Source organism: Pseudomonas sp. NPDC089741 (assembly GCF_044748825.1).
In the GTDB taxonomy this organism is placed as follows: Bacteria; Pseudomonadota; Gammaproteobacteria; order Pseudomonadales; family Pseudomonadaceae; genus Aquipseudomonas; species Aquipseudomonas helmanticensis.
The window spans coordinates 1-26,422 of the sequence record NZ_JBIVGT010000012.1 but is presented as its reverse complement, the minus strand read 5'-3'; the positions used below and the strand labels follow the sequence as shown (position 1 = coordinate 26,422).

Genomic DNA, 26,422 nt, shown 5'->3' with positions numbered 1-26,422 from the left:
CGACGGCTCAGACCCGCGCCGCCGTCACCGCTGCCGAACCCCAGGTGGTTCTCCAGCGACGCTTGACGCCGTGCAGGCCAAACCATGCCAACACGCCGAGGCTGGCGAACAACCACAGCGCCAGTTGATAACTGCCGGTGCTCTGTTTGATTGCGCCCATGCCGGCTGCTAACGCGAAACCGCCAATGCCGCCGGCCATGCCGATCAGTCCGGTCATCACGCCGATTTCCAGACGAAAACGCTGCGGCACCAGTTGGAAAACCGCACCGTTGCCTGCCCCTAAACCGAGCATGGTGCAGACGAAAAGTGCCAACGCGGCGTAGGAACTTGGCAGGTTGAAACCGACGGCGGCGATGCAGATCGCGGCCACGGTGTACATCGCCAACAGGGTGCGGATGCCACCAAAACGGTCAGCCAGCGCGCCGCCCAACGGACGCATCAAACTGCCACCGAACACGCAGGCCGCGGTGTAGTAACCGGCGGTCACCGGGCTCAAACCGTATTGATCGTTGAAGTAGCCGGGCAGGGCGCTGGCCAGACCGATGAAGCCGCCGAACGTGACGCTGTAGAAAAACATGAACCACCAACTGTCACGGTCGCCCAAGGCTTTCAAGTAGTCGGTCATGGCTTTGGCTTTTGGCCGCTCCGGCGCGTTTTTCGCCAGCCAGGCGAACAGCACCAACGTCAGGACCAGCGGAATCAAAGCGAAGCCGAAGACGTTGCTCCAGCCGAACGAGGCGGCCAGCACAGGCGCCAGCAGCGCGGCGAATACGGTGCCGGAGTTGCCCGCACCAGCGATGCCCATGGCTTTGCCCTGATGCTGCGGCGGATACCATTGCGAGGCCAGCGGCAGGGCCACGGCGAACGACGCGCCAGCCATGCCGAGGAACAGGCCGAGTATCAACGCCTGCTCGTAGCTATGAATGCCGATTTTCCAGGCGCCGAACAGCGCGCAAATCACAATGACCTGACCGATCAGCCCGGCGGTTTTCGGCGACAGCCGATCGGCGAGCATGCCCATGATGAAGCGCAGTACCGCACCGGCGAGGATCGGCGTGGCGACGACGAGGCCGCGTTGTTGCGTGGTCAGGTGCAAATCAGCGGCAATCTGCACCGCCAACGGGCCGAGCAGATACCAGACCATGAAGCTCAGGTCGAAATAGAGGAAGGCCGCGAACAGGGTCGGGGTGTGGCCGGATTTCCAGAAGCTTGAATTCATCGCGCACCTCAGCTGAAAAGAGTCTCGAAAGGAGTCATGCAACAGCAGGTGGGGCGCCGCCACGGCCGCACCACCGGCCCCGGTCTGTGGGGCCAAAACGCAAAAACGCCGCTACCTGATTCGCCGGAGGGGCGAACGGGGTGAGCGACGTCTTTGTCGTGGGTGGGGCAACCGCCGTTGGTTACCTGAGGGGATGCTTAGCGAGATTTGTGCCAACAGCCGGAAAATCAAAAGCCCCTCACCCTAGCCCTCTCCCGGAGGGAGAGGGGACTGACCGAGGTGTCTGGCGCCAAACATCGACCTGAGAAACCGAGTCGATTACGGATTCACAGCAGAAAGCTACAGGCCGGCGTACTTCGCGAGGGGACTGACCGAGGTGTCTGGCGCCAGACATCGACTTGGGAAACCGAGTCGATTACGGATTCACAGCAGAAAGCTACAGGCCGGCCTATTTCCCGAGCATCCCCCAATCAGTCCCCTCTCCCTCTGGGAGAGGGCTAGGGTGAGGGGCGTTCAGTGGTTAGAACACCTCAGCCAAGCAACTCACTCATGGCAATAATCTGCTCCGCCACCTGAATCAATTTCTGCTGCCGGCTCATCGCCTGGCGCCGCATCAGGGTGTAAGCCTCTTCCTCATTGCAGTCCTTCATCTTCATCAGCAACCCTTTGGCCAGTTCGATGCGCTTGCGCTCGGCCAACTGCTGATCACGGGCCTGCAACTGCGCGCGCAACGCCTGATCGCTCTCGAAGCGCGCCATCGCGACATCAAGAATCGGCTGCAAACGCTGCGCGTGAATGCCCTCGACGATGTAGGCACTGACCCCAGACTTGATTGCCTGACGCATCACCCCCGGGTCATGTTCGTCGGTGAACATCACGATCGGTCGAGGCTGGTCGCGGCTGACCAGCACCACTTGCTCCATGACATCGCGGCTCGGTGACTCGGTATCGATCAGGATCACGTCCGGGCGCACCGTTTCGACGCGCGCGGGCAGGTCGATGGTCAGGCCGGATTCGTCGATGACCTCAAAACCGGCCTCGGTCAGCGCCGCTTTCAGGCGGCCGACTTTTTTTGCCGTGTCGTTGATCAGCAGAATGCGCAACATGTTCGCGGTCTCCTGTCAGCGATGGGCGAGAAGGGCGGTGTCGTCGTTCAACGCGTGCAGCTTGAAACTGCGCGCGTAACCGGCCGGGTCGCTACCGTCCCAGAGTTTGCCGTCGAGCAACTGGCTGCTGCGCATCTCGGCTCCCCACGCTGCAACGCCGACCGCCGTGGCTGCCTCGCGGTAGAGATCGAGTTGCTGAACCTGGCGGGCGACGGCGAGGTAATCCGGATCTTCGCGCAGCAAACCCCAGCGCCGGAATTGGGTCATGAACCACATGCCATCGGACAGATACGGCAGATTGACTTCGCCTTTGCCGTGAAAGCGCAGCGCGTGCGGATCTTGCCAGCGATTGCCGAGGCCATCGGCGTAGTCACCGAGAAAGCGCGGTTCGATGCAGGCCACGGGCGCGTCGAGGTATTCCTGTGCGCTGAGCAATTGCGCGCTGCTGCGACGGTTTTCCGGGCTTGCTTCGATGAAGCGGCTGGCTTCAAGGATCGCCATCACCAACGCCCGCGCAGTGTTGGGGTATTGCTCGACGAATTCGCGGGTGCAGCCGAGGACTTTTTCCGGGTGATCGGGCCAGATGGTCTGGCTGGTGGCGAGGGTGAAGCCGAGATCCTGCTGCACCGCGCTGGCAGCCCACGGTTCGCCGACGCAGAAACCGTCGATGCGCCCGGCCTGCAAGTGCGCGACCATTTGCGGCGGCGGCACAACCACGCTGTCGACATCCTGCAACGGATGAATGCCTTGGCTCGCCAGCCAGTAATACAGCCACATCGCGTGGGTGCCGGTTGGGAAGGTCTGCGCGAAGGTGAGTTTTGCGCGGCTTTGGTGCACGTGCCGGTCCAGCGCTTCAGGACTGGTCACGCCGAGGTTTTGCAGGTCGTGTGAAAGATTCAGGCTCTGGCCGTTCTGATTCAGGCCCATCAGTACCGCCATGTCGGTCGGGGCAACGCCGCCGATGCCCAGATGCACCGCGTATATCAGGCCGTAAAGGCTGTGGGCGGCATCGAGTTCACCGCTGACCAGCTTGTCGCGCAGATTCGCCCAGGAAGCCTGGCGCTTGAGGTTCAGGGTCAGCCCATAGGGCTGAGCAAAGCCCTGAGTGGCAGCGACGACGACCGAAGCGCAATCGCTCAGGGCCATGAAACCAAGGTTGATCGCGCTTTTTTCCGGCGCATCGCTGCCGTTGACCCAGGCCAGCGGCCCCACTGATGGTTCATTCATCCAACGCCACCTCAAAAAAAACGCCGTCCTGGACTTTGCGCAGGCAAAACCCAGGGACGACGCCATTGTCCTTGCCCGTTTGCCGCCATTGGCCTGCGAGCTGATAACGAAGAAAGTGCAAGGCATATGCCAGCGTCAGCGATTTACGCGTGCGCCTCGCGCCGCAGGCCCATGCCCGGCTATAATCGCCGCCTCTTTTCGCCGCCCGAGTCATCGCCGCCCATGTACACCCTGGCCCGTCAGCTGTTGTTCAAACTTTCCCCGGAAACTTCCCACGATCTGTCGCTGGATCTGATCGGCGCGGGTGGGCGTTTGGGCCTCAATGGCTTGCTGTGCAAGGCGCCGGCGAACGTGCCGGTGACCGTCATGGGTATCGACTTTCCGAACCCGGTGGGGCTGGCGGCCGGTCTGGACAAAAACGGCGCGGCCATCGACGGCTTCGCACAGTTGGGTTTCGGTTTTGTCGAAATCGGCACCGTGACCCCGCGTCCGCAGCCGGGTAACCCGAAACCACGGATTTTCCGCCTGCCGGAAGCCGAGGCGATCATCAACCGCATGGGTTTCAACAACCTCGGTGTCGATAACCTGCTGGCGCGCGTGGTTGCGGCTAAGTACAAAGGCGTGCTGGGCATCAACATCGGCAAGAACTTCGACACACCGGTTGAACGCGCGGTCGACGATTACCTGATCTGCCTGGACAAGGTTTATGCCCACGCCAGCTACGTGACGGTCAACGTCAGTTCGCCCAACACCCCGGGCCTGCGCAGCCTGCAGTTTGGCGATTCGCTCAAGCAATTGTTGGCTGATCTGGCCACGCGCCGCGCCGAACTGGCCTTGCGTCATGGCAAGCATGTACCGCTGGCAATCAAGATCGCGCCGGACATGACTGATGAAGAAACCGCGCAGGTCGCGCAAGCGCTGATCGAAACCGGCATGGACGCGGTGATCGCGACCAACACCACCCTGAGCCGTGTCGGCGTTGAAGGCATGGAGCATGGCGACGAGGCGGGCGGTTTGTCCGGCGCGCCGGTGCGTGAGAAGAGTACGAATACCGTGAAGGTGCTGGCGGGTGAGTTGGCTGGGCGTTTGCCGATCATTGCCGCTGGCGGCATCACTGAAGGCAAGCATGCAGCGGAGAAAATTCTCGCGGGTGCGAGCCTGGTGCAGATCTACTCCGGCTTCATCTATAAAGGCCCTGCACTGATCCGCGAGTCGGTAGACGCCATCGCCACCCTACGCAAATAACCCAGGCTGACCTGATCAATGTAGGAGCTGCCGAAGGCTGCGATCTTTTGATCTTGATTTTGATTTTAAAAAACAGGATCAAAAGATCGCAGCCTGCGGCAGCTCCTACATGAGATGTGCATCAGTTTTCGGGCATAAAAAAGGGCTCCGCGAAGGAGCCCCTGGGCCGCAGCCCGCCGTCCGGGAAGGACGTGCATGGTAAGTCGTTACAAATTCAGATTGTCGTGTCGGAATTAATGCCCTGTGTCAGCCGACGGCGTGAAGTTCGTTGAGTCTGTGGATTCCCGCAGTGCCGGTCATACCGTCCCAGTTGTCGCCGCGTCCTTCTCGCCAGCCGTTAATCCAGGCTTGACGTACCGACGGTAGAGTAAATGGGCAAAGCTCACGGGATTTGCCACCAACGCCATATTGATATCCGCGCAAAAATGCTCTTTCCAACGGATCACGCTTAAGTCTTCTCATAGGGTGTTTCCCTCACTTGTTGACTGTTTGTGTCGCGTTGACCTCAACCGAGGTCGGGCAGAAAACAACCTGCCATGGTGCGGCTCGCTGCCGGCGTGGCGAGCCAAGGTGTTGACGCCGTTGCGACGTCAACCTGTGATCAGTTCTAACCAATGAGTCACACCGATGGAATGACCGTTTTGTCATAAGCACGTAACGAAAAGGGTGCTATAGCGATAAGTAACCGCGTATTTATTGAACGTTTATTGAGCAAACCCCGGTATGATCGGCCCCGCGCTGGATGATGGGCTTAATTCTTTAGTGAGAATGACCCACGTTTGCGCTGGGGTACTAAGCGACGAAGGGTCGCTTTAAGACTTTTTGTTTCATCAACTTTTTTATCTGTCCCGGCATCTAAGCTCTTTTAACCCGAGCAGCGGGGATGGAACGGCACACCTTCGTGCCACGCGGGCGCTCTTTTAGAAAAGCGCCTGATTGAAAACCGGATCGGCAATGCGTTGCCGATTCACTAGCCAAAGGCTCTGGAAATACCATGTCCGACCGTTTCGAACTCTTCCTCACTTGCCCTAAAGGCCTTGAAGGCCTGCTTATCGAGGAAGCCGTCGGGCTTGGCCTTGAAGAAGCGCGCGAGCACACTTCCGCCGTGCGTGGCATGGCGACCATGGAAACCGCTTATCGCCTGTGCCTCTGGTCGCGTCTGGCCAACCGTGTGCTGCTGGTGCTCAAGCGTTTCCCGATGAAAGACGCTGAAGACCTCTACCACGGTGTCCTCGACATCGAATGGCAGGATCACATGCTCAACGACGGCACCCTCGCCGTTGAATTCAGCGGCCACGGCTCGGGCATCGACAACACTCACTTCGGCGCTTTGAAAGTCAAAGATGCCATCGTCGACAAATTGCGCACCCCGCAGGGCGACCGTCCGTCGATCGACAAGCTCAACCCTGACCTGCGCATCCACCTGCGCCTGGATCGCGGCGAAGCGATCCTCTCCCTCGACCTTTCCGGACACAGCCTGCACCAGCGCGGCTATCGCTTGCAGCAGGGCGCGGCACCGCTGAAGGAAAACCTCGCGGCGGCGATCCTGATCCGTTCCGGCTGGCCGCGCATCGCTGCCGAAGGCGGCGCGCTGGCTGACCCGATGTGCGGTGTGGGTACGTTCCTCGTCGAAGCGGCAATGATCGCCGCCGATATGGCGCCGAACCTGCGCCGTGAGCAGTGGGGCTTCACTGCGTGGCTCGGTCACGTCCCGGCGCTGTGGAAAAAACTTCACGAAGAAGCCGCTGAACGCGCCGCTGCCGGTCTGGCCAAGCCACCGCTGTGGATTCGTGGCTACGAAGCTGACCCACGCCTGATTCAGCCGGGCCGCAACAACGTTGAGCGCGCCGGCCTGAGCGAGTGGATCAAGATCTACCAGGGCGAAGTTGCGACCTTCGAGCCGCGTCCGGATCAGAACCAGAAAGGTCTGGTGATCTGCAACCCGCCGTACGGCGAGCGTCTCGGTGACGAAGCCAGCCTGCTGTATCTCTACCAGAACCTTGGCGAGCGTCTGCGTCAGGCCTGCCTGAACTGGGAAGCGGCGGTGTTCACCGGCGCGCCGGACCTGGGCAAGCGCATGGGGATTCGCAGCCACAAACAGTATTCGTTCTGGAACGGCGCGCTGCCGTGCAAACTGCTGTTGATCAAAGTGCTGCCGGATCAGTTCGTCACTGGTGAGCGCCGTACCCCGGAACAGCGTCAGGCCGAGCGCGAGCAAGCAGCCTACGACATGACCCCGGACGAGCCGCAAGAGCGCAAGTTCAACAAGAACGGTAACCCGATCAAACCGACGCCAGCCCCGGCGCCGGTGATCGAGCAACCGCGCTTGAGCGAAGGCGGGCAGATGTTTGCCAACCGTCTGCAAAAGAACCTCAAGGCGATGGGCAAGTGGGTCAAGCGCGAAGGCATCGATTGCTACCGCGTTTACGATGCCGACATGCCTGAGTACGCGATGGCAATCGATCTGTACCACGATTGGGTGCACGTCCAGGAATACGCCGCGCCGAAGTCGATCGACCCGGAAAAAGCTTCGGCTCGCATGTTCGATGCACTGGCAGCGATTCCGCAGGCACTCAACGTCGACAAGAGCCGCGTCGTGGTCAAGCGCCGCGAGCGCCAGAGCGGCACCAAGCAGTACGAGCGTCAGGCTGCGCAGGGCAAGTTCAATGAAGTCAGCGAGGGCGGCGTGAAGTTGCTGGTCAACCTCACCGACTACCTTGATACCGGCCTGTTCCTCGATCACCGGCCAATGCGCATGCGTATCCAGAAAGAGGCGGCCGGCAAGCGCTTCCTCAATCTGTATTGCTACACCGCGACCGCCAGCGTGCACGCGGCCAAGGGCGGCGCGCGCAGCACCACCAGCGTCGACCTGTCGAAAACCTACCTCGACTGGGCGCGCCGCAACCTGTCGCTGAACGGCTTCTCGGACAAGAACCGTCTGGAGCAGGGCGATGTGATGGCGTGGCTGGAAAGCAGCCGCGACGAGTACGACCTGATCTTCATCGATCCGCCGACCTTCTCCAACTCCAAGCGCATGGAAGGCATCTTCGACGTGCAGCGTGACCAGGTGCAGCTGATCGACCTGGCCATGGCGCGTCTGGCGCCGGGTGGCGTGTTGTATTTCTCCAACAACTTCCGCAAGTTCCAGTTGGAGGAGAACCTCACCGAGCGTTACGCGGTCGAGGAAATCAGCGCACAGACCATCGATCCGGATTTCGCCCGCAACACCAAGATCCATCGCGCCTGGAAAATCACGGCTCGTTGACGCTTGACACTATTGGATCCACAGAGCCTTGATTCTTAAAGGCTCTTGGATCCGATCAGTGCTAGCCAAATTAATGGCTAATAGCTATAACTCACTCATGGCCAATGGGGCTTCCCCGGAACACTGGCGTAGTGAGCTGCCCTTATGTCGTTGCACCCCGTGCGCCCAAAGATCCTGGGTTTTATCAGCGAAGAAGTCTCGGCCTGGCTGGTCGCGCTGCTGGTATTGCTCGCCGGCGGGATTCTCACGGGGCTGCTCGCCTGGGGCACGCTCAATCAGTTTCAGCAACAATTGCGGCAGCGTTTTCAGCTGCTGGCCAACGAGCGTTACAGCCGCATCGAAGAACGTTTTCAGGATCAAGAGCAGCGACTCGACGGCCTGCGCCGCTTCTTCGCCAACTCCGAATCGGTGTCCCGCGCCGAATTCGACGGCTATACCCAACCTTTATTACTGCGTACCCAGGCCTATTCGTTTGCGCTACGGGTCAGTGCTGCCGAGCGCGCGGCGTTTGAGCGGCGCGTACGCGATGAAGGCCTGAGCACCTTCACCATCCGCGAACTGAATGCCCAGGGTGAACTGCAACTGGCGGCGCTGCGTGATGAATATGTGCCGGTGTTGTACAGCCAGACCCAAAGCCGCCTCGGCTCGCCGCTGGGATATGACTTGCTGGCGCAGCCGTTGCGCCGTGACACCCTGCAACGCGCCGACAAGCTCGGCGGTCTGGCGGTGTCGCAACCGATGCATCTGGTCAGTATCGAGCCGTCGTACGCGCGTGGCGTGCTGTTGGTGGCGCCGGTCACTCGCGAAGCTCAGCAGCGCGCGTTCGGCTACGTGATGGCGGTGATCAGCATGCGTCAGCTGTTGGCCGACGGCTTGCCGGATGCCTTCCATGATTACCTGTCGGTGCGCATTCTCGATCTGTCGACCAATGATCAGCACGAGGTGTTGTTCGAATCGACCAATGAACCGGCGCCGAGCGATCTGTCCGCCACGCGGTTGCTGCGCATGGCCGATCACGACTATCAGGTCGATATCCTGCCGAGCGATGCGTTCATTCAGGCCAACCATTCGTCGGTCGGCAGCGTGATCATTCTCGGTGGTTTGCTCAGCTTGCTGCTCAGCGCGCTGCTGTATGTGCTGGTCAGCCAGCGTCAGCGCGCCTTGCGCCTGGTCGAACAGCGCACGCAGGAATTGCACGAGCGGGAACAAGAGCTGCGCGGCACCCACGGGCAACTGCGCGGCGTGCTGAATGCGGCGACGCAGGTGGCAATCATCGCCACCGATCTGCGCGGGGTGATCAACACTTTCAACCCCGGCGCCGAGCAGATGCTTGGCTACCGCAGCGTCGATGTGGTCGGGCACATGACTTTGGAAAACCTGCACCTGCCGCGCGAGTTGACGGCGCGTGCTGCCGAGTTGAGTGCGCGTTACGGCAAAAGTATTCCGACCTGCCACGCGATGCTGGTCGAGGGCGGTGAAGTCGGCGGTCACGAGGCGCGGGAATGGACGCTGGTGCGCAGCGATGGCAGCCATCTGCCGGTGAACATGCTGGCCACGCCGGTGCTGGATGAGCAAGGTTTGTGGGTTGGGCATCTGGCGATCTGCATCGATATCACTGAGCGCAAGCGCGTGCACGAAGTGCTGGCGGCGCGCGATGTGCTGCTGAAGAAACTCAGCGCGCACGTTCCCGGCGGCATCTACCAGTTCAAGATGGAATTCGACGGGCGTTTCAGCGTGATCTACGCCAGTGATGGCATCCGCGAGATCTACGAGCTGGAGCCGGACGTGTTGCTGTTCAACGCCGAGGCGATCTTCACCCGCATCCATCCGCAGGACACCACGCGCGTACGCTCGTCGATTCGCGCGTCGGCAGACAACCTCAGCCCATGGCGCGAGGAATACCGTGTGCAATTGCCCGCGCGCGGCCTGCGCTGGGTGCGTGGCGAGGCGACGCCGGAAGAACTGCCGGGTGGCGGCGTGTTGTGGCACGGTTATATTTCGGACATTTCCGACCTGAAACGCGTGGAAGAAGAACTGCGCGCACTGTCGGTGACCGACTCGTTGACCGGGATTCACAACCGGCGTTATTTCCAGGAACGCCTGACCACCGAAATGGCCCGGGTTGAGCGCGGCGGTGGCGAGCTGTCGGTGATCATGCTCGACATTGACCACTTCAAACGCATCAACGACCAGTACGGACATGCCGTCGGTGATCGGGTGCTGCAAGCGGTGTGCGAGCGCATCGGTCATCGCCTGCGGCGTACCGATGTGTTCTGCCGGTTGGGCGGCGAGGAGTTCATGGTACTCTGCCCGGACATCGACGGTGAGCATGCGCACACGCTGGCGGTTGAGTTGTGGCAAGGCTTGCGCAGTGCGCCGGTGGATGTGGTCGGCGTGATCACGGCGAGTTTCGGCATCGCCAGCTGGCGACCGGGGGAGGGTGCGGATGCGTTGCTGTTGCGCGCGGATTCGGGCGTGTATATGGCAAAGCAGCGCGGCCGTGATCGCGTCGAACAGATGAGTTAGACCCTGCCACTAAATCAATGTGGGAGCGAGCCTGTTCGCTCCCACAGAAGATCAAAGGATCGCAGCCTTCGGCAGCTCCTACAGGGTTATGTGTAGGAGCTGCCGAAGGCTGCGATCTTTTGCTGTTAAAGGACCGAAGCGGTCTGCGCCAGTTTCGGCTGCTTATAGAGGTCCAGCAGCACCTGATCGAGCACCGACGATGCCCCAAACGGTGCCTTGTCGTTCAGAATCGCTACCACCGCCCAGGTATTGCCATTCACATCACGGCTGAAGCCGGCAATCGCCCGCACAGTGTTGAGGGTGCCGGTCTTGACGTGCGCCTCACCGCGCATGGCAGTCGTCTTCAGGCGTTTACGCATGGTCCCGTCGGTGCCGGCGATCGGCAGCGAACTGATGTATTCGGCGGCATACGGGCTGTGCCAAGCGGCTTGCAGCATGGCCGCCATCTCACGGGCGCTGACGCGTTCAGCGCGGGACAAACCGGAGCCGTTCTCCATTACCAGGTGCGGCGCGGTGATGCCTTTCTTCGCCAGCCACTGCCGAACCACGCGTTGCCCGGCCTTGGCGTCGTCACCGTCGGCGTCGTTGCGGAATTTCTGCCCAAGGCTCAGGAACAGCTGCTGGGCCATGGTGTTGTTGCTGTATTTGTTGATGTCGCGGATGATTTCCGCCAGGTCCGGCGAGTAGGCGCGCGCGAGCAGTTTGGCGTTGCCCGGGGTCGCAGCCAGACGATCCTTGCCCTGGATGCTGCCACCCAGTTCTTTCCAGATCGCGCGCACGGCGCCGGCGGTGTAGGTCGCGTGGTCAAGCAGCGACAGGTAAGTCTGCGAGCTGCAGCCCTCACCCAACTGGCCGGCAACGGTCACGGTGACGCTGCCATCAGCCTGCGGCACCGGGTTGTAGCGCACGCCGCCGGTGCACTGCTTGGAGTTCAGTGCCTTGACGGTGTTCTCGATGCGTACGGTGGCAATCGGCGGTTCAACCGAGATCAGCACCCGGCCATTGTCGTTGCGGGCAACAAAGCGCAGGGCCTTGAGGTTGACCAGCAGGGAGTCGGGTTTGACCAGAAACGGCTTGTTCTCGTCGTTGCCGTCATCGTTGAATTCCGGCAACACCGGTTGCACGAAGAAATTGCGGTCGAGGATCAGGTCACCGGTGACCTGAGTGACGCCGTTGGCGCGCAGGTCGCGCATCAGCAGCCAGAGTTTTTCCATGTTCAGCTTCGGATCGCCGCCACCCTTGAGGTAGAGGTTGCCGTTGAGGATGCCGCCGTTGAGATCACCGTCGGTGTAGAACTCGGTCTTCCACTGATGGTTGGGGCCGAGCATTTCCAGCGCCGCGTAGGTGGTGACCAGTTTCATCGTCGATGCCGGGTTGACCGACACGTCGGCGTTGAACACGGTCGGCGTGCCCGGACCGTCGAGCGGCACCATTACCAGCGACAGGGCGGTGGGCTGCAACTTGCTCGCCTTGAGGGCCTTTTCGACGTTGGGGGTCAGGGAAGTATTGATGGTGGCAGCAGAAACAGGCAGGGCCAGAGGCAGAAGAAGGCCGGCGAGAAACAGTGGACGCAACGATTTGATCATATGAAATAAAACCCTACAGCCGAGGGGAAAAAGACGAGGACATGGATGAAAAGGTCCTCAGTGGTCACGAAAGTGTCGGCATTATGCCCCAAGGTGTAACCGATTGTGCCGTCCTCGGGGTGGCGATTCGCTGATTTTTTTACAGGCGGTCAGCCGCTGTGTCTACAGAGGCGGGCAATCGACGGCTTAAACTGGTAAAGTGCCCGCCGTATTTACTTAAGAGGATTGTTCCAATGGCGACTAACCGTTCCCAGCGTCTGCGCAAAAAACTGTGCGTTGATGAATTTCAAGAGCTGGGTTTCGAACTGAACCTGGACTTCAAAGAAGACTTGTCCGAAGAAGCCATTGACGCTTTCCTCGAAGCATTCATCAAAGAAGCCATGGAAGCCAACGGTCTGGGTTATGTTGGCGGCGACGACTTCGGTCTGGTTTGCCTGCAGAAGCGTGGCTCGGTCAACGAAGAGCAGCGTGCTGCCGTTGAAGCCTGGCTGAAAACCCGCTCCGAGCTGACCAAGTATGAAGTCAGCCCGTTGCTGGACGTTTGGTATCCGGAAAAGCCGATCAACGCGGCTAAGTGATACTGAAAAAACGGCGGCCTTGGGGTCGCCGTTTTTTTTCGTCTGGTGTTTGGGTGTTTGGGTGTTCGGTTTGGGATTTGTGGTGAGTCTGCCCCTCACCCCAGCCCTCTCCCGGAGGAGAGGGAGCCGATTTGCGAGCTGTTCAATACCTGAGTTCGACTCGGTATCCCACGTCGGCGTATTTCTTCCAAGCACCTCGGTCAGTCCCCTCTCCCCCGGGGAGAGGGTTAGGGTGAGGGGCTTTTGACCTTAAGCCTTACGCCAATTCAAAATCACCAGCGTCAACACCCCCGCCACAATCCCCCAGAACGCCGACCCGATGGAAAACAGCGTCAGCCCCGACGCCGTGACCATAAAGGTAATCAGCGCCGCCTCACGCTCCTTCACCTCGCTCATGGCAATGCTCAAACCATTGATGATCGAGCCAAACAGCGCCAACGCCGCAATCGACAGCACCAGTTCCTTCGGCAATGCCGCGAACAACGCCGCCAATGTCGCGCCAAACACCCCGGCAATTCCGTAGAAAATCCCGCACCAGACTGCAGCGGTGTAGCGCTTGTTGCGATCTTCATGGGCGTGCGGCCCGGTGCAGATCGCTGCGCTGATCGCCGCGAGGTTGATGCCGTGGGAGCCGAACGGCGCCAGCAACAGCGAGGCGATGCCGGTGGTGGTGATCAAGGGCGAGGCCGGTACGGTGTAGCCATCGGCGCGCAAAACGGCGATGCCGGGCATGTTCTGTGAGGTCATGGCCACGACAAACAGCGGAATGCCGATGCTGATGGTCGCCGCCAGCGAGAAGTGCGGTGTTGTCCAAACGGGTGTCGCCACTTCCAGATGAAAACCGCTGAAGTCCAGCAACCCCATGAAGCCCGACAGCGCGGTGCCGATCAGCAGCGCTGCCAGCACGGCATAACGCGGCGACAGGCGCTTGACCACTAAATAGGTGAAGAACATGCCCAGCACCAGCCCGGTACGGTGCTGCGCGGCGACGAAGATTTCGCTGCCGATCTTGAACAGAATCCCCGCCAGCAATGCCGCCGCCAGTGACGCCGGGATCTTTTTCACCAGCCGCTCGAAGCTGCCGGTCAGGCCGCAAATCGTCACCAGCACGGCGCAAGTGATGTAGGCGCCGATGGCCTCGCCATAACTGACACCGCCCAGACTGGTGATCAGCAGTGCTGCGCCGGGTGTCGACCAGGCGATGGTGATTGGCGTGCGATAGCGCAGCGACAGGCCGATCGAACACACCGCCATGCCAATCGAAATCGCCCAGATCCACGAGGAAATCTGCCCGCTGGTCAGGCCCGCCGCTTGCCCGGCCTGGAACATCAGCACCAGCGAGCTGGTGTAACCGGTCATCATCGCGATGAACCCGGCGACGATGGCCGACGGCGACGTGTCGGCCAGCGGGCGCAGTTGAGTGTGCGTGGCGTCGTTCATGACAGCGGTGTTCCTTCTACAGATGATATTCCCCTGTAGGAGCTGCCGCAGGCTGCGATCTTTTGATGTTGCTTTTAAAAAACAGGATCAAAAGATCGCAGCCTGCGGCAGCTCCTACATGAGGTGGGCGGCGGATTCTGCGATCAAGCCTAAACTCAATCGTAACGGATCGTTGCAATACAGCCGAGGTCACAAACAGCCATACAGTCGTGTTGCCACCATCCATTGTGTACAATCGCGGTGTTTTTTACGCGATACTTGCCAGCGACCTACTGTGCCGTATTACAGTCACGGTCTATTCGCCGCAGTTCTCCCGACTCGAGTGCCCATGAACGAACAGTTGCAACCCCTCAAGAAACAACCGCGAGCAGGCAAAGCCGGCCGCAGCGGAACCCAGGACGATATTGTCTACGCGCATATCTTCGAGGCCATCCTCGAACAGCGTCTGGCGCCCGGCACAAAATTGAGCGAAGAAGCGCTGGGGGAAATCTTCGGGGTCAGCCGCACCATCATTCGCCGCGCGCTGTCGCGTCTGGCCCATGAAGGCGTCGTGCTGTTGCGGCCGAACCGTGGCGCCGTCGTTGCCAGCCCGAGCGTTGAAGAAGCGCGTCAGGTGTTCATGGCGCGCCGTCTGGTCGAACGTGCGATCACTGAATTGGCCGTGCTGCACGCCACCGCCGAACAGATCGCCGAACTGCGCCAGATGGTCAACGACGAACGCGACAGCTTCTCCCGTGGTGATCGCGGCGCCGGCATTCGCCTGTCGGGTGAATTTCACCTGAAACTCGCTGAAGCGGCGAAAAACGCGCCGCTGGTGAGCTTCCAGCGCAGCCTGGTCTCGCAGACCTCGCTGATTATTGCCCAGTATGAAAGCGGCAACCGTTCGCACTGCTCGTATGACGAACACACGCAATTGATCGACGCGATCGAAGCGCGCAACGGCGAGCTGGCAGTGGATTTGATGATGCACCACATGGATCACATCGACAGCAAGCTCAACCTCGACGAGGAAGGCGCGTCGGATGATTTGCATGCGGTGTTCTCGCATTTGTTGCAGACCAAGAAGCCAGGGCGTTCTGCGGCCAAACTCTAAGTGATACCGAGTCGACCCCTTCGCGAGCAGGCTCACTCCTACAGTGGATCTTCAGTGACCACATAATGTGTGAGCAACAAAGATCAACCGTAGGAGTGAGCCTGCTCGCGATGGCGTCCTGACAGGCAATAAAAATCCCTCGGGGAGGTGAATACCTCCGGGGGATTTTTTATGCCTTTGATCGTTCCCACGCTTTGCGTGGGAACGCCTCTAGGGACGCTCCGCGTCCAGCGACGCGGAGCGTCACGGGCTGCATTCCCACGCAGAGCGTGGGAATGATCATGGGGTGGGGAAAACTCAGCGCTGATGCACCAACGCACCCGCCGCATACGTTTGCTGCACCGTGCGGTCATCCCCCAGCGTCATCAACACAAACAACGTTTCGGCAATGTTATTGGTCTGCTTCAAGCGGTAGCTCAGCAGCGGCGTAGCGTTGTAATCGAGCACCAGGAAGTCGGCGTCGGAACCGGGTTGCAGGTTGCCGATCTTGTCTTCCAGACGCAGCGCTCGTGCGCCACCGAGGGTCGCCAGGTACAGCGACTTGAACGGACTCAGTCGCGCACCTTGCAGTTGCATCACTTTGTACGCTTCGTTGAGCGTCTGCAGCAGCGAGAAACTGGTGCCGCCACCAACGTCAGTGCCGAGGCCGACATTGAGTTTGTGCTTCTCGGCCATCGGCAAGTTGAACAGGCCGCTACCGAGGAAGAAGTTCGAGGTCGGGCAGAACGAGATCGCCGAGCCGGTTTCCGCCAGACGCGCGCATTCGTCGTCGCACAGGTGCACGCCGTGGGCGAACACCGAGCGCTCGCCGAGCAGCTTGTAGTGGTCGTAAACGTCGAGGTAGCCCTTGCGCTCCGGGAACAACTCCTTGACCCACTCGATTTCCTTGAGGTTCTCGCTGATGTGGGTCTGCATGTACAGATCCGGGTATTCGGTGAGCAGTTGCCCGGCAAGGGTCAGTTGTTCCGGGGTGCTGGTCGGTGCGAAGCGCGGAGTCACCGCATAGTGCAGACGACCCTTGCCGTGCCAGCGCTCGATCAGCGCTTTGCTCTCGGCGTAGCTCGATTCGGCGGTGTCAGTCAGGTAATCAGGCGCGTTGCGGTCCATCATCACCTTGCCGGCGATCATCCGCAGATCGAGCTTCTCGGCCTTTTCGAAAAACGAGTTCACCGACTGCGGGTGCACGCTGCCGAACACCAGCGCGGTGGTGGTGCCGTTGCGCAGCAGTTCCTTGATGAATATGTCCGCAACGTCGTCAGCGTGGGCCTTGTCGCCGAACTGGCTTTCGCAAGGGAAGGTGTAGGTGTTCAACCAGTCGAGCAGTTGCTCACCGTAGGCACCGACCATGCCGGTTTGCGGCAAGTGAATATGGGTGTCGATGAAGCCCGGGGTGATCAGCGCGTCCTTGTAGTGCTCGATTTCGATATCCGCCGGCAGTGTCGGCAGCAAATCACTGGCGTGGCCAAGGGCGCTGATCTTGCCGCCATCGACCACCAGCAGGCCATCCTCGAAATATTCGTAGGAGGCTTCGATCCCGACTTCGGCGGGGTCGGCGATGCTGTGCAGGATGGCGGCGCGGTAGGCTTTACGAGTCAGAGGCATGAGGGTTCTCTAATCAGTTTGAGGCTTTGAGTTTGGCGGCCTGATTGCGCCGCGAAACCGGCAGCAGTTTGGCAATCGGTTCGGCGCTGGCAGTCTGCTGGCCGAAGTTGGCGTTATAGGTGGCGATGATTTCGCCAGCGATGGAGATGGCGATTTCCACAGGCAGTTTGCCTTTGACTTCGCCGATGCCCATCGGGCAGCGCATGCGTTGCACGACGCCGCTGTCGAAACCGCGATCACGCAGGCGGTGTTCGAACTTCGCACGTTTGGTCTTCGAACCGATCAGGCCGAAGTAGGCGAAGTCGTTGCGCTTGAGGATCGCAGCAGTGAGTTCAAGGTCGAGCTGATGGTTGTGGGTCATGACGATGCAATAACTGCCAGCGGGCAGCTCATCGATTTCATCCACAGGCTCTTCGGAAACGATTTTACGCACGCCGTGGGGGATGTGTTCGGGGAATTCGGCATCGCGCGAATCGATCCAGCGCACCCGGCAGGGCAGGCTGGCGAGCAATGGCACCAAAGCGCGGCCAACGTGGCCGGCACCGAACACGGCGATTTGCGCCTGCACCTGGCCCATCGGTTCGAACAGCAACACGGTGGCGCCGCCGCAGCACTGGCCAAGGCTGGCGCCGAGGCTGAAGCGCTCCAGATGGGTGTCCTGCTTACCGCTGGCGAGCATTTCGCGGGCGATCTGCATGGCTTTGTATTCCAGATGCCCGCCACCGATAGTGTCGAAACTCTGGTTGGCGCTGATGACCATTTTCGAGCCGGCGTTGCGTGGCGTCGAGCCGAGTTCTTCGATGATCGTCACCAGAACGCAGGGTTCGCCCTGGTTCTGCAGGTCGGCGAGGGCGTCGATCCAGTTGTACATACACACCTCTCAGATCGTTCCCACGCTCTGCGTGGGAATGCATCACTGGACGCTCCGCGTCCGCTGTTCAGGATGCGACGCAGAGCGTCGCGGGCTGCATTCCCACGCAGAGGGTGGGAACGATCATCAAACAACCTCGGTTTCAGCTTCGACAGCCTTCACCGCTTTCAACTGCCGCATCTGCTCGCAACCCCACAACACCCGCTCCGGTGTCGCCGGCGCATCGATCTGCGGCTGATGCTTGTAGTCACCGAGGCTCGCCACCGCATCCTTGATCGCACACCACGACGCAATCCCGAGCATGAACGGCGGCTCACCGACAGCCTTGGAATGGAACACCGTGTCTTCCGGGTTCTTGCGGTTTTCCACCAGTTTCACCCGCAGATCCAGCGGCATGTCCGCCACGGCCGGGATCTTGTAGCTGGCCGGGCCGTTGGTCATCAGCTTGCCTTTGTTGTTCCAGACCAGCTCTTCCATGGTCAGCCAGCCCATGCCCTGGATAAAACCACCCTCGACCTGACCGATGTCGATGGACGGGTTCAGCGAGGCGCCGACGTCGTGAAGAATGTCGGTACGCAGCATCTTGTATTCGCCGGTCAGGGTGTCGACGATCACTTCGCAGCACGCCGCGCCGAAGGCGAAGTAGTAGAACGGACGGCCACGCGCCTGGCTGCGGTCGTAGTAGATTTTCGGGGTTTTGTAGAAGCCGGTGCTCGACAGCGACACCTGGTTGAAATACGCCTGCTGGATCAGCGCTTCAAAGGTCAGGATGTGGTCACGAACACGCACGTGGCCGTTGTGGAATTCAACATCTTCTTCAGTGACTTTGAAGTGGCGAGCAGCGAATTCGACCAGACGTTTCTTGATGATTTCCGCCGCGTTCTGCGCCGCTTTACCGTTCAGGTCCGCACCGCTGGACGCTGCAGTCGGCGAGGTGTTTGGCACCTTGTCGGTGTTGGTCGCGGTGATCTGCACGCGATCCATTTCAACCTGGAAGACCTCAGCCACGACCTGCGCGACTTTGGTGTTCAAACCCTGGCCCATTTCGGTGCCGCCGTGGTTCAGGTGGATGCTGCCGTCAGTGTAAATATGGATCAACGCGCCGGCCTGGTTCAAGAAGCTCGCGGTGAAGGAGATACCGAATTTCACCGGGGTCAGCGCCAGGCCTTTTTTCAGGATCGGGCTGTTGGCGTTGTAGCGACGGATCGCTTCGCGGCGTTCGTGATACTGGCTGCTTTCTTCCAGTTCAGCGGTCATTTCCTCGAGCATGTTGTGCTCGACGGTCTGGTAGTAATGGGTGACGTTGCGCTCGGTCTTGCCGTAGTAGTTGGCCTTGCGCACCGCCAGCGGATCGAGTTGCAGGTGACGGGCAATCGCGTCCATCACTTCTTCGATCGCGACCATGCCTTGCGGGCCACCGAAACCACGGTAAGCGGTGTTCGATGCAGTGTTGGTTTTGCAGCGATGACCGTTGATGGTTGCGTCGCCCAAGTAGTACGAGTTGTCCGAGTGGAACATCGCGCGGTCAACGATTGACGCGGACAAGTCCGGCGAGCAGCCGCAGTTGCCGGCCAGATCCATGTTGATCCCGTGCAGGCGCCCGGTGCTGTCGAAGCCGACGTCGTACTCGACGTAGAACGGGTGACGCTTGCCGGTCATCAGCATGTCTTCGACGCGCGGCAGGCGCATCTTGGTCGGCTGCCCGGTAAGGTGCGCAACTACCGCGCACAGGCACGCCGGGCTGGCGGCCTGAGTTTCCTTGCCGCCGAAACCACCGCCCATGCGGCGCATGTCGACGACGATTTTGTTCATCGACACGTCGAGCACTTCGGCGACCAGTTTCTGCACTTCGGTCGGGTTCTGCGTCGAGCAGTAGACGATCATGCCGCCGTCTTCAGTCGGCATCACCGAGGAGATTTGCGTCTCCAGGTAGAAGTGTTCCTGGCCGCCGATGTGCAGCGTGCCCTGGATGCGATGTTCAGCGGTCGCCAGTGCAGAGACAGAATCGCCGCGCTGGTGGGTGTGGCTGTCGAGCACGAAGTGGCGTTTGCGCAGGGCTTCGACCACGTCGAGCACGGGTTCTAGATCTTCGTATTCGATGATCGCGGCCATCGCCGCTTTGCGCGCGGTTTCCAGGTCTTTCGCCGCGACGGCGAGCACCGGTTGACCGACGAATTGCACGTCATCGATGGCCAGCAGCGGGTCGCCCGGCATCAACGGGCCGATGTCTTTCAGGCCCGGCACGTCTTCGTGGGTGATGGCGATGCGCACGCCTTCGAAGGCGTAGCACGGCGAGGTGTCGATGCTGATGATTTTCGCGTGGGCGCGGTCCGACATGCGTGCATACAGGTGCAACTGGTTGGGAAATTCCAGGCGATCATCGATGTACTGCGCTTCACCGGACACGTGCTTGGCGGCGCTGTCGTGCTTGACGCTGCGGCCGACACCGGTGGTCAGGTCCTGGGCGAACAGTTCAGCCAGTTCGGCTTGGGTTTTTTCTACGCCGTGATGGTTAGACATAAGCGGTCACCCGAGTCTCGATGTGCGGTGTTTGCAGTTCGATGAAGTATTTGCGCAGCAGGTTCTGCGCGCTGAGCAGGCGATATTCCTTGCTGGCGCGGAAGTCCGAGAGCGGGGTGAAATCTTCCGCAAGTGCGGCGCAGGCACGTTCGACCACGGCATTGTTGAACGGCGCACCGATCAACACGGCTTCACAGTGGGCGGCGCGTTTCGGGATTGCGGCCATGCCGCCGAACGCCATGCGCGCATCGGTGATCACGCCGTTTTCGACGCGCAGGTTGAACGCGGCGCAGACGGCAGAGATGTCATCGTCCAGACGCTTGGAGACTTTGTAGGCGCGGAACAACTGTTCAGCCGTGGCGCGCGGCACGATGATCTTCTCGATGAACTCACTTTCCTGACGGGCAGTGACTTTGTAGTCGATGAAGTAATCGTCGAGGTTCAGGGTGCGACGGGTTTCGCCTTTGCACAGCACAACCTGTGCGCCGAGGGCGATCAGCAGCGGTGGCGAGTCACCGATCGGCGAGGCGTTGCCGATGTTGCCGCCGAGGGTGCCCTGATTGCGGATTTGCAGGGAAGCGAAGCGGTGCAGCAGTTCGCCGAAGTCCGGGTACTCGGCGTTCAACGCTTCGTAGCAGTCGGAGAGGGCGGTGGCGGCGCCGATTTCGATGCGGTCATCGAAGGTGTCGATGCGCTTCATCTCGGCGACGTTGCCGACGTAGATCATCACCGGCAAGGTGCGGTGGAACTGGGTAACTTCCAGTGCCAGATCGGTGCCGCCAGCGAGCAGACGTGCTTGTGGGTAAGCGTCATAAAGATCGGCCAGATCAGCGACGGTCAGCGGCACCAGGCAGCGCTTGTCGCCGCTGTTGAGTTCGCCGATATCGGTCGGAGCGATGGCTTTCAGACGAGTAATGGTGTCTGCTTCGCGGGCATCGAACTGATCCGGTTGCTTGCCGCAGCAGGATTGCTCGGCAGCCGCCAGAATCGGCCGGTAGCCGGTGCAGCGGCAGAGGTTGCCGGCCAGCGCTTCGTGGGCCTTGGCGTGATCCGGTGCATCGCTGTTCTTTTGCAGAGCGAACAGCGACATGACGAAACCGGGGGTGCAGAAACCGCACTGCGAACCGTGGCACTCGACCATGGCTTTCTGCACGCTGTGCAGTTCGCCTTGGTGCTTGAGGTCTTCGACACTGATCAATTGCTTGCCGTGCAGCGACGACACAAAGGTCAGGCACGAATTGAGGCTGCGATAGCGAATGTGTTCGCGACCATCGTCATCCGTCTGCAACTCGCCGACCACCACGGTGCAGGCGCCGCAGTCACCGCTGGCGCAACCTTCTTTGGTGCCCGATTTACCGACGTGTTCACGCAGGTAATTGAGCACAGTCAGATTCGGGTCCAGGGCGTGCTCGCTACGGAGTTCCTGGTTAAGTAAAAACTGGATCACGGAAGGCCTCGCAGACTCATTATTGTTGTTAACCGACTTGAGCCGAATTTAGCAGGTCTGACTTTTCGGTCAATGGTTTTCTGACTTAAAGGTCAGGAAAATCCATTTCTTCGATCAACAACGTGTCTATTCAGTATTGACCCTCATCGGTCGCCCTGGTTTTTTGTTTGGTTTTCTAAAGAAAACTGCGGGAATCGTGCCAAAAACCGCTGCGTGGGCACTCCGCCATGAGCCTGCATTTGCGCTACACTGCGCCGCTTGTGCAGATCGATAGAGTTTGAAGGACAACCATGACGTTCAAGGCGCCGGACAGCCTCGCCGAGCAAATTGCTCACCACCTCGCCGAACGCATCATTCGTGGCGAAATGAAGCCGGGAGAGCGCATCCAGGAACAGAAGGTCACGCTGGCACTGAATGTCAGCCGCGGCTCGGTCCGTGAAGCCTTGCTGATCCTTGAGCGCCGTCACCTGATTGCGATCCTGCCGCGGCGTGGCGCGCACGTCACCGAGCTGACGCCGCACAAGGTGCAGAGCCTGTGCACGCTGATGAGCGAGCTGTACATCCTGCTCGGCAACTCGGTCGCCAATGGCTGGCAAGTGCAGTCGGACATGGCGCCATTCGTGCAGATCCAGCAGCGCCTGACCGCCAGCTTCGAGCGTCAGGACATCCGCAGCTTCGTCGACGACAGCTTCAGCGTGATGCGCGCCGCCTATCCGTTCGCCAACAATCCTTACCTGCAAGAAACGGTCGAGAACCTGCAACCGGCGATGAGCCGCGCGTACTTCCTCGCCCTCGAACAGCGCAAGGCTTCAATGAGCGAGTTCCTCGAACTGTTCGAACGCTTGCTGGCCGCCGTGCTTGCCCGTGATTTGCCGCAGATCCGCATCGTGCTGACGGCTTACGCCCAGCGCAGCTGCGATCTGGTGGTCTCCGCGCTGACGGTTGCCTGAGCGTGCGGCTCAAGTGCATCAAACTGGCGGGATTCAAATCCTTCGTCGACCCGACCACGGTGAACTTCCCCAGTAACATGGCGGCGGTCGTCGGGCCGAACGGTTGCGGCAAGTCGAACATCATCGACGCCGTACGCTGGGTGATGGGCGAAAGTTCGGCGAAGAACCTCCGTGGCGAGTCGATGACCGACGTCATCTTCAACGGTTCGACCAGCCGCAAACCGGTGAGTCAGGCCAGTATCGAACTGGTCTTCGACAACTCCGACGGCACGCTGCTGGGCGAATACGCGGCGTACGCGGAGATTTCGATTCGCCGCAAAGTCACCCGCGACAGCCAGACCACGTATTACCTCAACGGCACCAAATGCCGGCGTCGCGACATCACCGATATCTTCCTCGGCACCGGCCTCGGCCCGCGCAGCTATTCGATCATCGAGCAGGGGATGATCTCCAAGCTGATCGAATCCAAGCCGGAAGACTTGCGTAACTTCATCGAAGAAGCCGCCGGCATCTCCAAATACAAGGAGCGCCGCCGCGAGACTGAAAACCGCATCCGTCGCACCCACGAAAACCTCGCGCGTCTGACCGATCTGCGCGACGAGCTGGAACGTCAGCTCGAACGCCTGCACCGCCAGGCCGAAGCGGCGAAGAAGTATCAGGAATTCAAAGCCGAGGAACGCCAACTCAAGGCGCAGCTGTCGGCGCTGCGCTGGCAGGATCTGAATGATCAGGTCGGTCAGCGCGAGTCGATCATCGGCACGCAGGAAATCAGTTTCGAAGCCTTGGTCGCCGAGCAGCGTAATGCTGACGCGGCCATTGAGCGTCTGCGCGACGGTCACCATGACCTGTCCGAGCGCTTCAATCTGGTGCAAGGGCGCTTCTATTCGGTCGGCGGCGACATCGCCCGGGTCGAGCAGAGCATCCAGCACGGCCAGCAACGTCTGCGGCAGTTGCAGGACGATCTGAAGGAAGCCGAGCGCGCCCGCCTCGAAACCGAGTCGCACCTGGGCCACGACCGCACCTTGCTGCTGACGCTCGGTGAAGAGCTGGACATGCTCGTGCCCGAGCAGGAAGTCACCAGCGCCGCCGCCGAAGAGGCCGCTGCCGCGCTGGAAGATTCCGAATCGGTCATGCACGGCTGGCAGGAGCAGTGGGATGCGTTCAACCTGACCGCCGCCGAACCGCGTCGTCAGGCGGAAGTTCAGCAGTCGCGCATCCAGCAGTTGGAAACCAGCATGGAGCGTCTCGCTGATCGGCAAAAACGTCTTGGCGAAGAGCGCGCGCTGCTCTCGGCCGACCCGGAAGACGCGGCGATCATGCAGCTCAACGAGCAGCTCGCCGAGTCCGAAGCGACTCTCGAAGATTTGCAGACCAGCGAAGAAGCGCAGGTCGAAAAGCTCGAACAACTGCGTCAGGAATTGCAGCAGGCGCTGACCGCGCAGCAACAGGCGCAGGGCGATTTGCAGCGTCTTAATGGTCGCCTGGCATCCCTTGAAGCCTTGCAGCAAGCGGCGCTCGATCCGGGCACCGGCACCGCCGAATGGCTGAAGGAACACAACCTCGCCGAGCGTCCGCGTCTGGCCGAAGGCTTGAAGGTTGAGGCCGGTTGGGAATTGGCGGTGGAAACCGTGCTCGGCGCCGATCTGCAAGCGGTGCTGGTCGACGATTTCAGCGGTTTCGATTTATCCGCTTTCACTCAGGGCGATCTGCGCCTGCTCAGCCCCGGCAATGATGGCGTGCGGGCGGCGGGCAGCTTGCTCGATAAAGTCGAGGCACAGATCGATCTGTCGCCGTGGCTGGGTCAGGTCAAACCGGTCGACAGTCTTGAGCAGGCATTAGCCTTGCGCGGGCAGCTGAGCGCCGGCGAGAGCCTGATCAGTCGCGACGGTTACTGGATCGGTCGGCATTTTTTACGCGTACGACGGGCCAGCGAAGCGGAAAGCGGCATGCTCGCCCGTGGCCAGGAAATCGAAACGCTGCACCTTGAGCGCGAAGAGAAAGAAGCCACGGTCGAGGCCATGGAGGCCCGTCTGCAAACCCTGCGCGCGCAACAGCGTCAGCAGGAAAACGGCCGCGAACATTTGCGTCGTTTGCTGCAAGACGAAGCGCGTCAGCAAGGCGAATTGAAAGCGCAGTTGTCCGCCGGTAAAGCCAAGGCCGAACAGCTGACCTTGCGTCGCACGCGTCTCGATGAAGAGCTGGTCGAGCTTGGTGAACAGCGCGAACTTGAGCACGAACAAGTCGGCGAAGCGCGCATGCACTTGCAGGAAGCGCTGGATGCCATGGCGCTCGACACCGAGCAGCGTGAGTTGCTGCTGGCCCAGCGCGACAGCCTGCGCGAACGCCTTGATCGCGTGCGTCAGGAAGCGCGGCAGCACAAGGATCACGCACATCAATTGGCCGTGCGTCTCGGCTCTCTGCGTGCGCAGCATGACTCTACGCGTCAGGCGTTGGAGCGTCTGGAAATGCAGTCCGAGCGCCTGACTGAAAAACGCGAACAGTTGAGCCTGAATCTGGAAGAGGGCGAGGCGCCGCTGGAAGAGCTGCGCCTGAAACTCGAAGAGCTGCTCGACAAGCGCATGACCGTCGACGAGGAACTCAAGACCGCACAGATCGCTCTCGAAGACGCTGATCGCGAACTGCGTGATGCAGAAAAACGCCGGACCCAGGCCGAACAGCAATCGCAATTGATTCGCGGCCAGCTCGAACAGCAGCGCATGGAATGGCAAGCCCTGACCGTGCGCCGCAAGGCCTTGCAGGATCAATTGCTGGAAGACGGCTACGATCTCAACGGCGTGCTCGCGACATTAACTGCGCAAGCCAGTGAACGCGAAGCCGAAGAAGAACTCGAACGCATCAATGCGCGGATTCAGCGCTTGGGCGCGATCAACCTCGCGGCCATCGACGAATACACGCAACAGTCCGAGCGCAAGCGTTATCTGGATGCGCAGGATGCCGACCTGGTCGAAGCGCTGGAGACCCTTGAGAACGTCATTCGCAAGATCGACAAGGAAACCCGTAACCGCTTCAAAGATACCTTTGATCAGATCAATGGCGGTTTACAGGCACTTTTTCCAAAAGTTTTCGGTGGTGGACGGGCGTATTTGGAACTGACGGGCGAAGATCTACTCGATACAGGGGTAACGATCATGGCGCAGCCGCCAGGGAAGAAGAACAGCACCATCCATTTGCTCTCCGGCGGGGAAAAAGCCCTGACCGCGCTGGCACTGGTTTTTGCCATCTTCAAGTTGAACCCGGCGCCGTTCTGCATGCTCGATGAGGTTGACGCGCCACTGGATGACGCTAACGTTGGACGCTACGCACGCTTGGTCAAAGAGATGTCGCAGACCGTACAGTTCATCTATATCACCCACAACAAGATCGCCATGGAAATGGCCGAGCAGTTGATGGGGGTGACGATGCATGAACCGGGTTGTTCGCGACTGGTAGCCGTGGATGTCGAGGAGGCGATGGCGATGGTGGACGCCTGAGCCAGCGTGGTGTCGGAAAGGTAATTTGGTGTTGTAGGACTTTTTTACCGCGTTCGACTTGCTGGCCAATCGACATATTCGCGCAAGCCAATGAGACAGACGGTGTAAAGTTGTCTTTGGTCGTGCTAGTTTAATGTCAATTTTTCGTATACGTGGGCAAAACGCCTGGAGGCAGCTCGAGTTGGCGCGCCGGTTTAATGCGGTTTGCACCGTGGATTCCCGTGATTTGGGTGGCTTGGGGTGGGGGGGGCGGGTG

Annotated in this window: 17 protein-coding genes; 7 read left to right on the top strand and 10 right to left on the bottom strand. The window is 60.3% G+C overall.

Annotated features, from left to right (window positions below; all coding sequences use genetic code 11):
* Positions 1–7 precede the first annotated feature (7 nt).
* The 3 genes from ACIPZE_RS14080 to ACIPZE_RS14070 form a co-directional block, all read right to left on the bottom strand.
* Positions 8–1,219, bottom strand: coding sequence for a nitrate/nitrite transporter (locus ACIPZE_RS14080; RefSeq protein ID WP_400773348.1), 1,212 nt, complete (start codon positions 1,217–1,219; stop codon positions 8–10).
* Positions 1,220–1,749: 530 nt separating this feature from the next.
* Positions 1,750–2,325, bottom strand: a complete 576-nt coding sequence (locus ACIPZE_RS14075) for an ANTAR domain-containing response regulator (RefSeq protein ID WP_007916390.1) — start codon at positions 2,323–2,325, stop codon at positions 1,750–1,752.
* 15 nt (positions 2,326–2,340) lie between these two features.
* Positions 2,341–3,552 (bottom strand): CmpA/NrtA family ABC transporter substrate-binding protein, encoded by a 1,212-nt coding sequence (locus ACIPZE_RS14070; RefSeq protein ID WP_283437120.1) that lies wholly within the window; start codon positions 3,550–3,552, stop codon positions 2,341–2,343.
* Between the two features lie 222 nt (positions 3,553–3,774).
* Between ACIPZE_RS14070 and ACIPZE_RS14065 the strand changes: the two genes are divergently transcribed.
* A complete protein-coding gene (locus ACIPZE_RS14065; RefSeq protein ID WP_400773346.1) occupies positions 3,775–4,797 on the top strand; it encodes a quinone-dependent dihydroorotate dehydrogenase in 1,023 nt (340 codons plus the stop codon).
* A 246-nt stretch (positions 4,798–5,043) separates the two neighbouring features.
* On the opposite strand, the gene rmf is transcribed toward ACIPZE_RS14065, so the two are convergent.
* A complete protein-coding gene (rmf, locus tag ACIPZE_RS14060) occupies positions 5,044–5,259 on the bottom strand; it encodes a ribosome modulation factor (protein WP_003223300.1) in 216 nt (71 codons plus the stop codon).
* 532 nt (positions 5,260–5,791) lie between these two features.
* Here rmf and rlmKL point away from each other — a divergent pair.
* Entirely contained in the window at positions 5,792–8,062 is a 2,271-nt protein-coding gene (rlmKL, locus tag ACIPZE_RS14055; RefSeq protein ID WP_400773344.1) for a bifunctional 23S rRNA (guanine(2069)-N(7))-methyltransferase RlmK/23S rRNA (guanine(2445)-N(2))-methyltransferase RlmL, read from the top strand.
* A gap of 144 nt (positions 8,063–8,206) precedes the next feature.
* Complete coding sequence (locus tag ACIPZE_RS14050; RefSeq protein WP_283437118.1) at positions 8,207–10,588, top strand: GGDEF domain-containing protein; 2,382 nt, start codon at positions 8,207–8,209, stop codon at positions 10,586–10,588.
* 125 nt (positions 10,589–10,713) lie between these two features.
* Here the strand turns inward: ACIPZE_RS14050 and dacB are convergent, their stop codons facing one another.
* Positions 10,714–12,174: a D-alanyl-D-alanine carboxypeptidase/D-alanyl-D-alanine-endopeptidase gene (gene dacB, locus ACIPZE_RS14045; protein ID WP_283437117.1), complete on the bottom strand. Its 1,461-nt coding sequence runs from the start codon at positions 12,172–12,174 to the stop codon at positions 10,714–10,716.
* A gap of 233 nt (positions 12,175–12,407) precedes the next feature.
* Here dacB and ACIPZE_RS14040 point away from each other — a divergent pair, with 233 nt between their 5' ends.
* Positions 12,408–12,752 (top strand): YggL family protein, encoded by a 345-nt coding sequence (locus ACIPZE_RS14040; protein WP_007916365.1) that lies wholly within the window; start codon positions 12,408–12,410, stop codon positions 12,750–12,752.
* Positions 12,753–13,001: 249 nt separating this feature from the next.
* Here the strand turns inward: ACIPZE_RS14040 and ACIPZE_RS14035 are convergent, their stop codons facing one another.
* The gene (locus tag ACIPZE_RS14035; protein ID WP_400773342.1) at positions 13,002–14,192 is read right to left on the bottom strand and encodes a benzoate/H(+) symporter BenE family transporter; all 1,191 of its coding nucleotides are present in this window, start codon (positions 14,190–14,192) and stop codon (positions 13,002–13,004) included.
* Between the two features lie 328 nt (positions 14,193–14,520).
* On the opposite strand from ACIPZE_RS14035, the gene ACIPZE_RS14030 reads away from it, so the two are divergent.
* Complete coding sequence (locus ACIPZE_RS14030) at positions 14,521–15,285, top strand: GntR family transcriptional regulator (RefSeq protein ID WP_283437115.1); 765 nt, start codon at positions 14,521–14,523, stop codon at positions 15,283–15,285.
* A gap of 297 nt (positions 15,286–15,582) precedes the next feature.
* Here the strand turns inward: ACIPZE_RS14030 and guaD are convergent, their stop codons facing one another.
* From guaD to xdhA, 4 genes are all read right to left on the bottom strand, one after another.
* Positions 15,583–16,887, bottom strand: a complete 1,305-nt coding sequence (guaD, locus tag ACIPZE_RS14025; RefSeq protein ID WP_400773340.1) for a guanine deaminase — start codon at positions 16,885–16,887, stop codon at positions 15,583–15,585.
* 13 nt (positions 16,888–16,900) lie between these two features.
* Positions 16,901–17,758 (bottom strand): xanthine dehydrogenase accessory protein XdhC, encoded by an 858-nt coding sequence (gene xdhC / locus ACIPZE_RS14020; protein ID WP_400773338.1) that lies wholly within the window; start codon positions 17,756–17,758, stop codon positions 16,901–16,903.
* Positions 17,759–17,884: 126 nt separating this feature from the next.
* Complete coding sequence (gene xdhB / locus ACIPZE_RS14015) at positions 17,885–20,278, bottom strand: xanthine dehydrogenase molybdopterin binding subunit (RefSeq protein ID WP_400773336.1); 2,394 nt, start codon at positions 20,276–20,278, stop codon at positions 17,885–17,887.
* Complete coding sequence (gene xdhA, locus ACIPZE_RS14010; RefSeq protein WP_400773334.1) at positions 20,271–21,725, bottom strand: xanthine dehydrogenase small subunit; 1,455 nt, start codon at positions 21,723–21,725, stop codon at positions 20,271–20,273. The genes xdhB and xdhA overlap by 8 nt, the downstream gene beginning before the upstream one ends.
* A 290-nt stretch (positions 21,726–22,015) precedes the next feature.
* On the opposite strand from xdhA, the gene ACIPZE_RS14005 reads away from it, so the two are divergent.
* Both ACIPZE_RS14005 and smc read left to right on the top strand, forming a co-directional pair.
* Positions 22,016–22,675: a GntR family transcriptional regulator gene (locus tag ACIPZE_RS14005; RefSeq protein ID WP_008082296.1), complete on the top strand. Its 660-nt coding sequence runs from the start codon at positions 22,016–22,018 to the stop codon at positions 22,673–22,675.
* A 2-nt stretch (positions 22,676–22,677) separates the two neighbouring features.
* Positions 22,678–26,166, top strand: a complete 3,489-nt coding sequence (smc, locus tag ACIPZE_RS14000) for a chromosome segregation protein SMC (protein WP_400773332.1) — start codon at positions 22,678–22,680, stop codon at positions 26,164–26,166.
* Positions 26,167–26,422 lie beyond the last annotated feature (256 nt).